This is a genomic window from Acinetobacter calcoaceticus, assembly GCF_051947995.1.
GTDB lineage: Bacteria > Pseudomonadota > Gammaproteobacteria > Pseudomonadales > Moraxellaceae > Acinetobacter.
On sequence record NZ_JBLVVH010000001.1, the window covers coordinates 606,716 to 620,163 of the forward strand.

General features: G+C 43.4%; 13 protein-coding genes. 7 read left to right on the forward strand and 6 right to left on the reverse strand.

The window, feature by feature from the left end; translation table 11 throughout:
- Window positions 1-90: 90 nt before the first annotated feature.
- Window positions 91-540 (reverse strand): GNAT family N-acetyltransferase, encoded by a 450-nt coding sequence (locus ACNQO6_RS02950; protein WP_440208040.1) that lies wholly within the window; start codon window positions 538-540, stop codon window positions 91-93.
- A gap of 161 nt (window positions 541-701) precedes the next feature.
- Here ACNQO6_RS02950 and ACNQO6_RS02955 point away from each other — a divergent pair, with 161 nt between their 5' ends.
- Entirely contained in the window at window positions 702-1,079 is a 378-nt protein-coding gene (locus ACNQO6_RS02955; RefSeq protein ID WP_343579617.1) for a VOC family protein, read from the forward strand.
- 29 nt (window positions 1,080-1,108) lie between these two features.
- Here the strand turns inward: ACNQO6_RS02955 and ACNQO6_RS02960 are convergent, their stop codons facing one another.
- Entirely contained in the window at window positions 1,109-1,891 is a 783-nt protein-coding gene (locus tag ACNQO6_RS02960) for a crotonase/enoyl-CoA hydratase family protein (protein ID WP_440208041.1), read from the reverse strand.
- Between the two features lie 163 nt (window positions 1,892-2,054).
- On the opposite strand from ACNQO6_RS02960, the gene ACNQO6_RS02965 reads away from it, so the two are divergent.
- Genes ACNQO6_RS02965 through ACNQO6_RS02975 form a run of 3 tightly spaced genes read left to right on the forward strand, consistent with a single transcriptional unit; the run spans window position 2,055 to window position 7,618 of the window.
- Window positions 2,055-3,305, forward strand: a complete 1,251-nt coding sequence (locus ACNQO6_RS02965; protein ID WP_343579620.1) for an exonuclease SbcCD subunit D — start codon at window positions 2,055-2,057, stop codon at window positions 3,303-3,305.
- 9 nt (window positions 3,306-3,314) lie between these two features.
- The gene (locus tag ACNQO6_RS02970; protein WP_440208042.1) at window positions 3,315-6,911 is read left to right on the forward strand and encodes an SbcC/MukB-like Walker B domain-containing protein; all 3,597 of its coding nucleotides are present in this window, start codon (window positions 3,315-3,317) and stop codon (window positions 6,909-6,911) included.
- 41 nt (window positions 6,912-6,952) lie between these two features.
- A complete protein-coding gene (locus ACNQO6_RS02975; protein ID WP_343579622.1) occupies window positions 6,953-7,618 on the forward strand; it encodes an HAD family hydrolase in 666 nt (221 codons plus the stop codon).
- A 225-nt stretch (window positions 7,619-7,843) separates the two neighbouring features.
- Here ACNQO6_RS02975 and ACNQO6_RS02980 read toward each other — a convergent pair whose 3' ends face one another.
- Window positions 7,844-8,536 (reverse strand): YggS family pyridoxal phosphate-dependent enzyme, encoded by a 693-nt coding sequence (locus ACNQO6_RS02980; protein ID WP_343579623.1) that lies wholly within the window; start codon window positions 8,534-8,536, stop codon window positions 7,844-7,846.
- A gap of 127 nt (window positions 8,537-8,663) precedes the next feature.
- Here ACNQO6_RS02980 and ACNQO6_RS02985 point away from each other — a divergent pair, with 127 nt between their 5' ends.
- The gene (locus ACNQO6_RS02985; protein ID WP_005229075.1) at window positions 8,664-9,701 is read left to right on the forward strand and encodes a type IV pilus twitching motility protein PilT; all 1,038 of its coding nucleotides are present in this window, start codon (window positions 8,664-8,666) and stop codon (window positions 9,699-9,701) included.
- A gap of 24 nt (window positions 9,702-9,725) precedes the next feature.
- Window positions 9,726-10,844 (forward strand): PilT/PilU family type 4a pilus ATPase, encoded by a 1,119-nt coding sequence (locus ACNQO6_RS02990; RefSeq protein ID WP_004770977.1) that lies wholly within the window; start codon window positions 9,726-9,728, stop codon window positions 10,842-10,844.
- 97 nt (window positions 10,845-10,941) lie between these two features.
- On the opposite strand, the gene fur is transcribed toward ACNQO6_RS02990, so the two are convergent.
- A complete protein-coding gene (gene fur, locus ACNQO6_RS02995) occupies window positions 10,942-11,379 on the reverse strand; it encodes a ferric iron uptake transcriptional regulator (protein WP_004770976.1) in 438 nt (145 codons plus the stop codon).
- 111 nt (window positions 11,380-11,490) lie between these two features.
- Between fur and ACNQO6_RS03000 the strand changes: the two genes are divergently transcribed.
- Window positions 11,491-11,889 carry an outer membrane protein assembly factor BamE gene (locus tag ACNQO6_RS03000; protein ID WP_004770975.1) on the forward strand — a complete coding sequence of 133 codons (399 nt, stop codon included), beginning with the start codon at window positions 11,491-11,493 and terminating at the stop codon, window positions 11,887-11,889.
- A gap of 53 nt (window positions 11,890-11,942) precedes the next feature.
- Here ACNQO6_RS03000 and ACNQO6_RS03005 read toward each other — a convergent pair whose 3' ends face one another.
- Both ACNQO6_RS03005 and ACNQO6_RS03010 read right to left on the reverse strand, forming a co-directional pair.
- Window positions 11,943-12,266, reverse strand: coding sequence for an RnfH family protein (locus tag ACNQO6_RS03005; RefSeq protein WP_440208043.1), 324 nt, complete (start codon window positions 12,264-12,266; stop codon window positions 11,943-11,945).
- The gene (locus ACNQO6_RS03010) at window positions 12,266-13,348 is read right to left on the reverse strand and encodes a hypothetical protein (RefSeq protein ID WP_440208044.1); all 1,083 of its coding nucleotides are present in this window, start codon (window positions 13,346-13,348) and stop codon (window positions 12,266-12,268) included. The genes ACNQO6_RS03005 and ACNQO6_RS03010 overlap by 1 nt, the downstream gene beginning before the upstream one ends.
- Window positions 13,349-13,448: the final 100 nt, after the last annotated feature.

Here is a 13,448-nt window from a genome sequence, read left to right on the forward strand (position 1 = left end):
TTAGCAGCCATAACCATTGAAAAAGATTTTGACCGACGATTTATCATCACTCGAATCGTCGGTTTTTATTTGCCTGCGATTTGAGTTTGATCAGGTATCGGCAACATACATGTTGATCAACTCACCATCATCTTCGGTGACCCTCGTTAAAAATGTCCAGCCACATTTTTCATAGAAATCATCTAGATCCGTCACCAGATACAACTTTTCAAATCCAGCGTTTTTCATCTCTGTCCGAGCGAAATCTAATAGATGTCTGGCAATATTCTGCTTTCGATGAGTCTCTTCAACAAATAAAGCACATAAATTTGGTGTCAGATCTTTGCGGTCATGGAAGTCATTATCAATCACCCCTGCACCCGCAATAATGTGCTGCCTGTCATCCAGAATCACATACCATTGTGGAATGGCTTGTGACTGTTCAATCGAGGTCTGCATGCTGTCACGGTATGCTTCAACAGGAATCTCCCATTTCTGCGAAAACCAATTTGCTGCCTGATCTAACCATTCAGGATGATCGGCTAACTTCATTATCTTCATCAAGGTTTAATCAATCTCCACTATTCGAGTTAAACTCATAAAAGTTATTTGAGTAATCAAATCAGAAAGGACAAGTTTACTCATTTACATAAAGCTTTAGCACGCTCATGCCAGTTCTGTCTAGAATGAATCAAGCACAATAAAGACCAAGGAATAAAATCATGAATACCGTTACCTATTTTGAAATTCAGTCATCCAACCCTTCACGCGACGTCCATTTTTACCAGTCTGCATTTGGCTGGCATTTTGAAAAAGTGGAAGGCCTGCCGATTGAATATTATCGCATTGAAACAGATGGAATTCACGGCGGCTTACTACAACGCCCAGTGGCGATTCCACCCACAGGATGCGGGACCAATGCCTTTACCTGTACCATAGAAGTCGAAAATTTTGATGAAACGGCAGCTAAAATTCTCAGCCTCGGCGGCATTGTGGCAATGGATAAATTCGCGATCCCGAATCGTTGCTGGCAGGGCTATTTTCTTGATCCTGACCATAATACTTTTGGTATTTGTGAGCTAGATGAAAAGGCGCAATAACCGATCAGGCTCAAGTGAAGTCAAAATGATTATTTTCCCTTAAACTGCGGCGGACGTTTTTCTAACATGGCACGGACACCCTCTTGTGCATCTTGTGATTCAAACAATGGCATCAGATAACTGTTCATCTTTTCAAATGCCGCCATCTGCCCTTGAGTTAGCGCATCGGTTGCAGAAGCTAATAAAGCCTGTACCGCAAGTGGTGCGGAGAGGCAAATCTCTTTGGCAATTTCAATGGCTCGCTGCAACTGTTGACCATTTTCCACAATCTCGGAAATCAGATTGAGTTGATCCGCCGTTTTCGCATCAAAAGTTTTGCCGGTTAATAAATATGGCATGGCTTTTTGCCATCCCGCAGCCTGCACAAAGCGCACCGTTGCACCGCCAAATGGCATGATGCCACGTAGCACTTCAAGCTGACCAAAGACGGTATTTTCACTGGCAATGACCACATCGGCATTGAGCATCAACTCAACTCCTGCGGTATAACAAATTCCCTGTACCGCCACCACCACGGGTTTACTGCGATGCCGGCCCGTTGTTCCCCACGGGTTAATTTGTTGTTCCGCAAAATTAAAGATGCCTTCAGATATCTTCGGTTGTAACTCAACCAGATCCAGACCCGCTGTAAAATGGTCGCCATGTGCAAAAATCACCGCACAACGGAGTTCTGGATCATTTTCGTATTCCGTCAATGCCAGCGACAAATCCTGAATCATATGGCTATCAAAGGCATTCCGTTTTTCCATACGGTCCAGCCCAATCAACATAATCTGATCCGTCACTTCACGGCTTACTTTACCTAAGCTCATCTCGATGCCTCATTTTTTATTGCATGACTTTATCTTCAAACTAGAGCAACGTTTAAAAATGATCAAGCGCGATCATGTACTACTTTTCTGCTCAGCAAGATTCTCCTTTCCGCTTAAATACGTGCTACCTTATTCTGGTTCAATCCATTTTTTAGATTCATTTATGACTGTGCGTTTTTTTCATACTTCTGACTGGCATTTGGGGCAGTTCTTTTATAATCATTCCCGCCATTATGAACATGAACAATTTCTGGCATGGTTACTTGAGCAAATCAAACAGAAACAGCCGCATGCCCTGCTGATTGCAGGTGATATTTTTGATGTCATCAATCCGAGTTCTCAGGCACAAAAACAGCTCTACCAATTCCTTGCCGATGCGCATGAACTTGCACCGCATATGCAAACCCTCATGATCGCAGGCAATCACGATTCAGGCTACCGAATTGAACAGGTTGAACCCTTATTGGCCAAATATAATGCCAAAACGGTTGGCGTGATTCGCTGGAAGGAAGATAAAACACTGGATCTGGAACGTTTAATTCTGCCGATTTATGATGAGCAAAAACAGATTGTCGCGTGGTGTATTGCCTTACCCTTCTTGCGTTCTGCCGAAATCACGGGATTTAATGAACATACCACCAATAGCCAGAATGCCATTGCTTATCTACACCAACAATTAATCGAAGAAGCCAAACGTCGTAAAACCGAGGATCAAGCGCTGATTCTGATGTCGCATGCACATATGCAAGGCGGGGAAACTTCTGATTCTGAACGCCCAATTATCATTGGCAATGAAGAGGCCCTGTCTACCAGCCTGTTTGATGACAGCATCGATTATGTAGCGTTGGGGCATTTGCATAAACCACAAAAAGTACAACATCCACATATTCGTTATAGCGGCTCTCCAATTCCACTGTCATTTAGTGAAATTAACTATAAGCATCAAGTGGTTGAAGTCACCCTTGATCCCGCAAACAGTGAAGAGTCATTTAGCTTTGAAGCTCTAGCGATCCCAAGAAGCATTCAACTCTATAAGATTAAGGATGAACTGACCGAGGTCATGCAACGCCTTCGCAACCTGCCAAATGAACCAATCGAAAATATTGAGCATCGTGAATATGTCGATATCGAATATCATACGGCGATTCCTCCACAGCCGAATTTGCGCCAACAATTCGAAGATGCCTTGCCGAAGGATCGCTACCGTCTGGTGCGTATTTCCAGACAATATTTATCGAATGAAAATAATGCTGAAACCAAGCAGAGCATTAGTCTGGAACCACCGACACCGGAAAAACTATTCCAGCAAATCTGGGAGAAAAAGGGCTATCACGCCGATGATGACGTCACCAAAGATTTCTTAAGTCTGGTGAGTGAAGCACAGAAAAAACTTGAAGATGATCAAAGTTCTTAAGGATTTGCCATGAAAATTTTATCGATTCGACTAAAAAATCTGGCATCTCTTGCAGGCGAACACTTTATTGATTTTGAATGCGACCCGTTGGCCAATGCAGGGCTGATCGCCATTGTCGGCAAAACAGGTGCAGGTAAATCCACGATTTTAGATGCCATGTGTCTGGCCCTGTTTAATAAAATTCCCCGTCTTAAGGAAAGTGATGGCAAGCTTCTGGATGTGGATGGTTCTGAGCTGCTGACCAACTCTCCCCTGACTGTTTTACGTCGTGGTACAGGACACGGCTTTGCTGAACTGTGTTTTGTGGCACAAGACCAAAAACATTATCAGGCGCGTTGGGAAATTAAACGTGCCCGTGAAAATGCCAGTGGGAAACTGCAAAGTGTGCAGCGCTCGCTTAAATGTCTCACCGACGGTGTGGTGGTGGCAGACAAGACCAAAGCCGTCGAAAGCCATATCCAGCAAATTACCCAACTCAGTTTTGAACAATTTACTCGTGCCGTTTTACTGGCACAGTCTGAGGTCACGGCATTTTTAAAAGCCCGTGATACCGAACGGGGCGAATTGCTGGAGTATCTGACCAATTCAAGTATCTTTGCCAAAATTGGACAACTGGCCTTTGAAAAGACCCGAGAAATCACCAATCAGCGTAAACAGCTGGAAAATGTTTTAGGCCATATCGAAATTCGCTCCGATGAGGAAGTTGCCGAATTACAGGCTCAGTTTCAACAGCTCCAACAACAGGTCCAGCAACTTGAGAACGAGCGAAACCAGCTTAAACAACAACAACAGTGGTTTGAGCGGCAACAAAAGCTTAAAAGTGAAGTAATCTTCAAACAACAGCAGCATGAGACGCAACTCAATGCCCATACTGCATTGGCAACAGATCGCCAACTGCTCGAACAACTGGATATCTTTTCCGAGATTCGCCCTGTTGCTTTTCAACAGCAGCAAATCCAAAAAGTATTGCAGCAGCTTGAACCACAACTGCAGCAGAAACAGCAACATTTTAGTCACTTAACCTCAGCGTTTGAGCAGGAAAAAGTCCGCTATACGCAAGCAGAAACGGCGCTACAACAGTTTCAGAATTTTGAGCTGCAACATCAAGATGAGTTGAATCAGGTTCGTAAATATGTGCAGGAACGTGATTATATTGCAGAAGATTATAAAAAGACCAAAAGCAGACTGGCACATGTTGAAACTCAGCAACAACCTCTATTGCAACAGCAGCAACAACTTGAGCAGAAGCTGGAGCATATCGGTACACAACAGGCAACCTGTGTTGAGCAATTACAGCACAGTGGTCACTTCTCGGTATTAGATAAGGGTCTGCATGCCCATGTACAGCAGCTCGAACAGTTTATTCAACACTATCAAAAAGTTGAAAATACCCTTGGGAATATTCAACAGGCTCAGGCCAAACTTGAGCAAGATAAAAACCTAATTGCTCAATTGATTACACAGTTTGGTAGCCCGCAGCAGATGGAGTCTAAGCTAGAACAAAAACAGGTACACAAAGAGCAATTGTTGACTCAACTGAATCAACTGGATGTGATTCAACAGAAATTACAGCACCATTTTCAATTAAAAAATGAAGCCTCAGCACTCAAACAAACCCTGGACGCACTACAACACCAATCTCAACAGCTTGAGCAAAATACTCAAAAAGCGGAAAGTGAATTTCAGGCCGCAAAAACCGAACGGGAAAAATTACAACATATTCTGCAACAGCAACGCCTGTTACACGCAGAAAATATTGAACATTTACGTGCTGAACTGAAACAAGGTGAAGCCTGTCTGGTCTGTGGCAGTACCGAGCATCCCTATCGTGATGATGAAAGTCAGGTGTCTAAGGCCTTATTTGCATTACAACAACAGCAGGAACAACAGGCTTTACAGCAAGAACAGCAAAGCTTTCAACAATGGCAGCATACACAGCAGCAATTTACCCAACTGCAATCCGAGCAAAAGCAGCAGCAAAATGCCTTACAACAGGCCCACAACAAGCTAAACACGCAACAGCAAGAATTACAGCATTATTTGGCTCAAACCCAGATTCAACTCGATTTGAATGTGACGCAACCTGAACTCGAAGTTTACCTGCAAGGCTTAAGCATTCAATCTACACAGACAAAACAACAGCTTGAGCAGGAATTACAACAGCTCAGCCAGGCCAGCAAACAGCAGCTTCATTTAAATCAAGCTGTCCAGAATACGACCTATCAACTCGAAACAGTACAGCAATTACAACAACAGATTCAGCATATTGTAGATTGTCTGGAAAGTCGTGAGAAAACGCTTTGGCTAGAACAACCTCGTCGCCAGTCGCAACAGGTTGTGCAGCAGTTAAAACAACGCCTGCAACAGCTTGAACAAGCCGATCAGCTCAGTAAGCAACACCAACAGCTCACTCAACAGCTCAATTTATTCGTATCAAATCTGAATGCCTTGAATACCCAACATGCTGAACTGTCTCAGCAGTTGCAGGACATTGCGAAGAAAGGCCAACTCAATAGTGAGGCTGCCAATCAACTCATTCTAGCCATGGCTGGTTCAACTGAACTCAAAGCCAATGAATGGTTGCAACAGCATGATCAGCAACGTCAGCAGGTGCAGCATCAATACCAGCAACTTAAACAGAATTTCGAACTGGCGCGACAAAACTTTGAGCAACACAAGAATGAACTGGAACAGCTCAAAGCCCAGCATCAGCACAATCAGCAAGCATTGACTCAATGCAAAAATGAAATTAGTGCATGGCTGACGCAGTACACCCAGTTTGAGGAACTACAGTTAAGTCAGTTGCTGGCGATTTCGTCTACCCAAGAACAGCAGATCCGCTTAACGCTGCAAAATGCAGAGCGTGTTCTCAGCGAAGCTGCCTATGCGCTTAAAACTGCACAACAGCAATTCAATGAGCATCAACAACAACAGCCTGAGATCCAGCAGGAACAGCTGACTGAACTGATTCAGTTAAATCAGGACAAACTGCAACAGCAGCTTGAACAACGCGATCAATATAAAGTTCAGCTGGAACTGCATCAGCAAAATCTTGCCAAGCAAAAACAGTTTGCCGAGCAGATCCAGCAAATTCAGCAACAGGAGCACCGCTGGAATAAGATTTCGAGCCTGATTGGCGATGCTAAGGGCAAAGATTTCCGTGATTTGGCCCAACAGTATAATCTGGATATTTTGCTGGAATATGCCAATCAGCAATTAGCAATGCTGTCACAGCGTTACACCTTAAAACGTCTGGATAACTCGCTCAGTCTGGCGATTATCGACCATGATATGGACGGCGAAACCCGTTCGGTGGCTTCGCTCTCAGGGGGAGAATCCTTCCTCACTGCTCTGGCGATTTCCTTGGCGATAGCCAATATGGCCTCTGGCTCCATGAAAATCGAATCACTGTTTATTGATGAAGGTTTTGGAACACTGGATGCATCATCATTGCACATGGTGATGAATGCGCTGGACCAATTGCAAAGCCAAGGCCGTAAAGTGATTTTAATTTCGCATATTCAGGAAATGCATGAACGGATTCCTGTACAGATTCAGGTTCAACCGGTTGGCTCAGGTTCGAGTCGGATTGAAATTGTTGGTTAAAGCATTTTATGATGATTGAATAATCACAATACTGAGATCTAATGATTCCTAAGAAAGCCATTATCTTTGACCTTGATCAAACCATACTGGATAGAACAACCTCCTTAATAAAATTCTTAAATTGGCAGATCAATTTTTTCCAATTAGTTTCTACTATGAAAAAGGAGTTCTTCATTCAGCGTTTTCTTGAACTGGATGATAATGGAAAAATTTGGAAAGATAGCGTTTATGAACAACTCATTCATGAGTTTTCAATTGATCATGTTACATATGATAGGCTTTTATCCAGCTATATTAATGATTTTAATAAATTTTCATGTTGCTTTAAGAATGTAGAAAGCACAATTATTGAACTGAGAGAACAAGGTTATCTGATTGGACTAATTTCTAATGGTAGAACCTCCTTTCAAGAACATAATTTTTATGCTCTGGGTCTGACGACATTCTTTTCAAGCATTATTATTTCTGAAGCAGTCGGGATCAGAAAACCCGATCCTGAAATTTTTCTCTTATGCTGTAAAGAACTTGATGTTTGTCCGAAAAATTGTATCTTTGTCGGTGATAATGAAGTGGCAGACATACAAGGTGCAAAGGCTGTTGGGATGAAAACCATTTTCTTTCATCCTGATCCATCAATAACGTCATTAATCGCTGATGCAACGCTACACTACTATACAAACCTGATCGATCTTTTGAAAACCATTTGAATTGAATAAAAACTATAATTAAAACTAAAAAGCCCCGACATCCTGTCGAGACTTTTTTAGATTCTGCAAAGGTATAACTCCTGTCGTACCTGATTCCATTCAACACTCATTATTGTTCTTATACGAAACATCCTGTTCCTGATAAAGTCATATTAAGTTAAAAAGACCATTATCTATAGTCGCTAAAGAGACCAGTACGTGTAAGTCAAAACCGACAACAGTTCTTTAGGCTTTTACTGAATAATCCCTTGCACCAAACAATGCTGTCCCAACTCTGACCATGGTTGAACCTGCTGCAATCGCTGCTTCCAGATCTGCCGACATGCCCATACTCAAGGTATCCCAGTCTTGCGGTTGCGCATGTTGAGATTTCACTTGGTCAAATAACACTTTAGCTTGTGCAAATGCCGCATGATTGTCAGGTGCAGGAATCACCATCAAGCCACGTAAGCGGATATGTGGAAGCTGGCTAATATTCTCAACCAGTTCAGCCACTTGTTCTGGCTGACAACCGTCTTTAGATGCTTGCCCATCAATATTCACTTGCAGACAAATGTTCAACGGTGCTTGCGATTCCAGACGTTGCTTAGATAAACGCTCGGCAATAATCAAACGGTCAACCCCATGCACCCAGTCAAATTTCTCAGCCAGAGGCTTGGTTTTGTTGCGCTGTACATGCCCAATAAAATGCCATTCGATCTCTAAATCCTGTAATTCCTCAATTTTTCCCAAGGCTTCCTGTAGATAATTTTCACCAAAACAACGCTGCCCCACTGCGTACATGTCTCTTAAGCTTGAAGCAGGATGAGTCTTTGAAACGGCTAACAATTGCACAGTCGCAGGATCTCGCCGAACTTGCTGACAGGCGTGTTCTATTTGATTTAAAACAGTTTGGCGGGATTGTTGCGATTGATTCATTGACACAGTTCTCATTTACGAAATGTTTTTTTGCTTTCCCATTCTTTAAGGTGTTGGTAAGCCGGAATGAAAGCCTTATATTATTCTACAAAATAATGAGACTTTTTGAGTTTGTTTCGGGGAAATTATGGATATTACAGAATTACTCGCCTTTTCGGTTAAAAACGGTGCGTCAGATTTACACCTTTCAGCGGGTATGCCTCCTATGATTCGCGTAGATGGTGAAGTCCGTCGTATCAACTTGCCAGCACTGGAACATAAAGATGTACACCGTCTAGTGTACGACATTATGAATGATAAACAACGTCGTGATTTTGAAGAAGACCTAGAAACTGACTTTTCGTTTGAAGTACCGAATATTGCCCGTTTCCGTGTGAATGCCTTCAACCAGAACCGTGGCGCTGGTGCCGTGTTCCGTACCATTCCTTCTAAAGTCCTGACGATGGAAGATTTAGGGCTCGGTACAATTTTCAAGGAAATTTGTGATTATCCACGTGGAATTGTCTTGGTGACAGGCCCGACAGGTTCAGGTAAGTCAACGACCCTCGCGGCAATGATCGACTATATTAATGAAAACCGTTATGACCATATTCTTACAGTCGAAGATCCAATCGAATTTGTACACCAGTCGAAGAAATGCCTGATCAACCAGCGTGAAGTGCACCGTGATACGCATGGCTTTAATGAGGCCCTGCGTTCTGCCCTACGTGAAGACCCGGACATTATTCTGGTCGGTGAGATGCGTGACCTGGAAACCATTCGACTGGCATTAACAGCTGCGGAAACCGGCCACCTGGTATTTGGTACCCTGCATACCACCTCTGCCGCAAAAACCATTGACCGTGTCATCGACGTATTCCCTGCTGAAGAAAAAGACATGGTACGTGCCATGTTGTCCGAATCTCTACAAGCCGTGATTTCACAAACCTTATTGAAAAAGAATGGCGGTGGTCGTGTTGCTGCACATGAAATCATGATCGGGATTCCGGCAATCCGTAACCTTGTACGTGAAAATAAAGTCGCGCAAATGTACTCAGCGATCCAGACAGGTGCCAACTACGGTATGACCACATTGGATCAAAGTTTGAAAACATTAGTGTCCAAAGGTTTAATCAGCCCGCAAACGGCACGTACCGTAGCGAAACAACCCGAGTCATTCCTATAAAAATAAAGGGATTAGAGAAATATCATGGACTTTAATGACTTACTCAATTTGATGATTCAGCAGAATGCCTCAGACTTATTTGTCACGGCGGATGTTGAACCTTCAATGAAAATTAACGGGCAGATTGTGCCTGTTTCAAAAACCAAGCTGTCTGGGGAAATCGTCGGTCAACTGGTACAGTCCATCATGACGGATAAACAGCGTAAAGAATTTGCCGATACCCGTGAATGTAACTTCGCGATCATGAATCGTGAAAAAACGGCCCGTTTCCGTGTCAGTGCCTTTCAGCAACGTGATATGCCGGGCATGGTGTTACGTAAGATCGAGACCCATATCCCCACCATGGATGACCTGAAACTGCCTGAAGTACTGAAAGAACTGGCGATGACCAAACGCGGTATCATCATTTTTGTAGGGGCAACAGGTACAGGTAAGTCGACTTCCCTTGCTTCGATGATCGGTTTCCGTAACCAGAATTCCAAAGGCCATATTATTACCATTGAAGACCCGATCGAATTCGTACACCAACATGCAGGCTGCATTGTGACGCAACGCGAAGTCGGCATTGATACCGATTCATTTGAAGTGGCCTTGAAAAATACCCTACGTCAGGCACCGGATGTGATCCTGATTGGTGAGATCCGTTCGCGTGAAACCATGGACTACGCGATTGCCTTCGCAGAAACAGGACACTTGGTACTCGCGACCCTGCACGCCAACAATGCCAACCAGGCCTTAGATCGTATTATTCACTTCTTTGAAGCTGATCGTCACAGTCAGTTGTATATGGACCTGTCGCTGAACTTAAAAGCCTTAGTGGCGCAACAGCTGATTCCGACGCCTGATGGTAATTCACGTCGTGCTGCGATTGAGATTCTGATTAATACCCCACTTCTGGCCGACTATATCCGTAAGGGTGAAATTCACGAGATTAAAGACCTGATGAAGCGTTCACGTGAGTTGGGTATGCAGACCTTTGACCAAGCCCTATTCGACCTTTATAAGGCAGGACAGATCACTTACAAAGATGCCTTAAAGCATGCCGATTCGCCAAACGACTTGCGTCTCACCATCAAACTTTCCGAAGAAGGCGCAGACCAGTTATTAAGTGCCAGCCGTAACATTACCTTTGATGGACAATAGTTCAAACTAAGCCATTAAAAAAAGGGAAGGTTTTTGTAACCTTCCCTTTTTATTTGTTCAATTTTCGTGAACTTTAAAAATATTAACCCAACAGTGCTTATTTTTTACGATAAGCCTCTTGGCATTCTGCATCACTGCAATATCCGTAAAGGTTTAAAGAATGGCCAGTTAAGGCAAATTGATGTTTATCGGCAACCGCATGTTGCTCTTGCTCAATAATATCATTTGTAAATTCAACAACTTTGTTACAGTTCAAGCAAACGAGGTGATCATGATGATCTTCTTGCATGATTTCAAAAACAGAATGGTTGTTTTCAAAATGGTGACGCTGAATGATACCGGCAGCTTCGAATTGTGTTAACACACGGTAAACCGTTGCTAGACCTACATCTTCACCTTGCTCAAGCAAAGTTTTATAAATATCTTCAGCACTTAAATGATGTTGTTTTGAATTTTCTAATAATTCCAAAATCTTAATACGAGGAAGGGTAACTTTAAGTCCAGCTTTGCGTAAGTCTTGATTGGAAATCGGCATAAAAAAAGGTCTCTCAACAAATCTTAAGTTGGAATAGGCAATAGAGTTTAGATGCAGTATGATCTATCCTTGAACCAAATGCATCATCATTTATCAGGATAGTGTAGCAAAATGCAAAAAATCATGCTGGCGTTGTTCGTCACTTCAGTACTTAGCGGTTGTTCAGTCTTTGGTGTTTATAAAGTCGATATTCCACAGGGAACACCATTAACCAAAGCACAAGCATCTCAAGTACAAGTGGGCATGAGCTTTCAGCAAGTCCGTTTCTTGCTTGGTAGTCCAACAGTTACAGATCCTTTGAATCCGTTACGTTGGGACTACATCTATAACTACATCCCAGGAACTTATGCCAAAAAAGCAAAAATACCTGCGGCACACGGCCAGCATTTAAAAATTTATTTTGATGCGAATGGTAATGTTGAACGTCTGGAAGGCTTAGATACGATTCCAGAATCACAACCTGGTTTACCGGCATCAAAAGAAGCGATTTTAACTGCGCCCCCACTATAACGGCTTTGCCATAAAAAGAAACCCCTCATCGAGATAATCGTGAGGGGTTTTCTTTATGAACTTGATGGTCTAAAACGATTGCCCTTGATAAATCGTCCTACCGGATTCTTTTCTGCCCGTTTCCGACGGATATCTTTGGGATTGATGGTTAAAGGACGATAGATCTCGACACGATCACCGGCTTGTAGCTCAGTATCTGCTTCAATCTTGTTGCCAAAGATTCCCAGTTGTAAAACTTCTGGCAGACTCACCTTCCCGGCTAGACCACTGGCATCAATGGCCTGCTGGGCCGTCATCCCCTCACTGAATTCAACAGCAAGATGAAATTGCTGCTCAGGTGTTGTATAAGCAACCCAAACCTGTTTGACCTGTTCCATTAGATCACTTGCCCAATAACCGCAATAATCGCGACTACAATTGAAAGGGGTAACACAATACGGATCGCAATACGCCAGAGGTTATAGAACAGCTCATTGCTAAAGCCCATGGCTTTACGCAGATGACTGATCTTCATGATCCAGCCAGCAAAGATGGCATAGATCAGGCAAATGACCAGTCCCCATAGCATCAATACAGTATTAAAAACTTGCTCAACTTGAGGCACTGCCCATACTGCAACGGCTGCAAGTAAAATTGCCCATTGCACTACAATCGCCAGCTGGCGCTGCGCCAGTTGCTCTTTTGCAAACTGGATTAATAAGGCAGCCGACATCAGGGCAGCAAAACCCCAAGCCAACGCAGGCAACTGAGCCTGAATCGAGAAGAAACCAAATGCAATCACGGCAAGCAGTTGAGCTATCCAGATCGGCAACACTGAAGTGGTTGCAGCTTCCTGCTTTTTCACTATTGCCAGACTACTCTGCCAATATAAGCCCAAACCTAAACCACTTGCGACCAAGGCCAGCACGGTGGCATTACCCCACTCTTTAAACTCCACACCTGTCCAGTGCCATGCCTGTAACTGGGTTCCCATGACATTTGCCAAGATGAACGCAGCAATCACACCAATCGTTGTCAGGACAATCAGGAATTGACGAGGAATAAAAGAAAGTGCAAATGCCACAATTGCAAGAATCGCGAACAGGATCTGGCTCGAAATATTAGATGCCAGTTGCTCATTCACCACATGGCTTGCAGTGCTTAATACGCTACCTGCAAAAAACGGGACGAAAACAACTGCTAACCAGCCAACTAAACGCCATCTTGGTGAAGCATCGGCATCACGTGTCAGGCTTGAAAGTGCTTGCAATGCAGTGGTTTGTGAACGCTTTGCTAAAGCGATTTCAAGATAGCCGATTGGCAGTGCCAATAAAATCATGGTCCCTAACCAGAGCAACCAGAAATCGAATTGACGATCAATCTGGATCCCCACCGTCGGTGCCAATGTGGTAATCATGACAAAAGATAGGCAAAACGCCATCACTGGGGCAAACCAGCGTGACAGAGTTGTGTCCTGCATAATGCATTCCTTGAAAAATCTTTGAACTCATTGCGCTTTATGGAGTTTGCAATGAAATATTCAATCTATTTTGCCTTTCTCACGCTTGAAAATCAAAACA

Excerpts from the sequence above, each read along its gene's own strand:
- ACNQO6_RS02965 (WP_343579620.1), top strand. The coding sequence starts at position 2,055 with ATGACTGTGCGTTTTTTTCATACTTCTGACTGGCATTTGGGGCAGTTC.
- fur (WP_004770976.1), bottom strand. The coding sequence starts at position 11,379 with ATGCCGATTTCCAATCAAGACTTACGCAAAGCTGGACTTAAAGTTACC.
- ACNQO6_RS02950 (WP_440208040.1), bottom strand. The coding sequence starts at position 540 with ATGAAGATAATGAAGTTAGCCGATCATCCTGAATGGTTAGATCAGGCA.
- ACNQO6_RS02970 (WP_440208042.1), top strand. The coding sequence starts at position 3,315 with ATGAAAATTTTATCGATTCGACTAAAAAATCTGGCATCTCTTGCAGGC.
- ACNQO6_RS02990 (WP_004770977.1), top strand. The coding sequence starts at position 9,726 with ATGGACTTTAATGACTTACTCAATTTGATGATTCAGCAGAATGCCTCA.
- ACNQO6_RS02955 (WP_343579617.1), top strand. The coding sequence starts at position 702 with ATGAATACCGTTACCTATTTTGAAATTCAGTCATCCAACCCTTCACGC.
- ACNQO6_RS03010 (WP_440208044.1), bottom strand. The coding sequence starts at position 13,348 with ATGCAGGACACAACTCTGTCACGCTGGTTTGCCCCAGTGATGGCGTTT.
- ACNQO6_RS03000 (WP_004770975.1), top strand. The coding sequence starts at position 11,491 with ATGCAAAAAATCATGCTGGCGTTGTTCGTCACTTCAGTACTTAGCGGT.
- ACNQO6_RS03005 (WP_440208043.1), bottom strand. The coding sequence starts at position 12,266 with ATGGAACAGGTCAAACAGGTTTGGGTTGCTTATACAACACCTGAGCAG.
- ACNQO6_RS02975 (WP_343579622.1), top strand. The coding sequence starts at position 6,953 with ATGATTCCTAAGAAAGCCATTATCTTTGACCTTGATCAAACCATACTG.
- ACNQO6_RS02985 (WP_005229075.1), top strand. The coding sequence starts at position 8,664 with ATGGATATTACAGAATTACTCGCCTTTTCGGTTAAAAACGGTGCGTCA.
- ACNQO6_RS02980 (WP_343579623.1), bottom strand. The coding sequence starts at position 8,536 with ATGAATCAATCGCAACAATCCCGCCAAACTGTTTTAAATCAAATAGAA.
- ACNQO6_RS02960 (WP_440208041.1), bottom strand. The coding sequence starts at position 1,891 with ATGAGCTTAGGTAAAGTAAGCCGTGAAGTGACGGATCAGATTATGTTG.